Origin of the sequence: Thalassospira sp. UBA1131 (assembly GCF_002311515.1) — a bacterium.
Lineage (GTDB): Bacteria > Pseudomonadota > Alphaproteobacteria > Rhodospirillales > Thalassospiraceae > Thalassospira.
In genome coordinates this window covers 133,431-134,232 of the sequence record NZ_DCAO01000036.1, presented here as the reverse complement: position 1 = coordinate 134,232, position 802 = coordinate 133,431, and the positions used below count along the sequence as shown (strand labels likewise).

Genomic DNA, 802 nt, shown 5'->3' with positions numbered 1-802 from the left:
TCGGGACGCTTGACGTCGTTGATCAGTGGTGCAAGCGATACCCTGGTGTTTTTCAGGACGTGTTTCTCAACGTAAGCAACGACAACGCCAATATTGGACCAAAACACCTTTGGCGAAACTTTTGACGATGCAGCCAGTGAAGCAACCATAGGTTCGAGATGTCCGTCAATCAGGCATTCCAGATGAGCCCAAGGATCAGGCGCGATCGATTGTTCTTTCAACTCATGCACCTGCCGGTCATGAATATCGAACCCGGCCGGACATTGATTATCGTCCGTTGTCAGACTGATAAAGTTGGGCTGAAACGTAAGGACTGCTTCGCCTGCTGCGGCCAAAACCAGCACAGGGGATAACAGAATTCCGAAATACCATTGTGACCACATCGAGATGGCGGCACGCCGATCATCTTGCGGATATTTTGCCTGGCAATAGTGATCAAGAAGTGGTGCCAAACAATCAGGATCGTGGAGCGCAAAGCAATCAATTCCGCTACTGTGCGTCGTCAGGATCTGATGCCGGTCACCAAGCCCTTGATAGGGTCCTTGAAAGAGATCGGTTTTGATCTCAGACAGTGATCGGGTGGTAGGGGAATTGCCGATGGCGGGAGAAGCGTTCTTTTCAGAGCCGTTTTGAAGGGCATTCATCATGAGGCACCCCGCCCGACGCGCATAAGCAGCCAGACCATGATAGGCCCGGCAATGATAGCGGCCATCAGTCCGGCCGGAATTTCCCAAGGAAAGAATAACATTCTCCCAAGCCAGTCAGCGGCAACCATTAAAGCAGCTCCGATCAGCGCGGCCCC

The 802-nt window shown here is 52.4% G+C and carries 2 protein-coding genes; both read right to left on the bottom strand.

All coding sequences use genetic code 11. From position 1 onward, the window contains the following. Positions 1–647, bottom strand: a 647-nt coding sequence (gene fhuF / locus B3Z49_RS05720) for a siderophore-iron reductase FhuF (protein ID WP_296988795.1), incomplete at its 3' end; no start/stop codon positions are given. Further along, entirely contained in the window at positions 644–790 is a 147-nt protein-coding gene (locus B3Z49_RS22080; RefSeq protein ID WP_414716246.1) for an iron chelate uptake ABC transporter family permease subunit, read from the bottom strand. The genes fhuF and B3Z49_RS22080, both read right to left, overlap by 4 nt. Between the last annotated feature and the right edge of the window lie 12 nt (positions 791–802).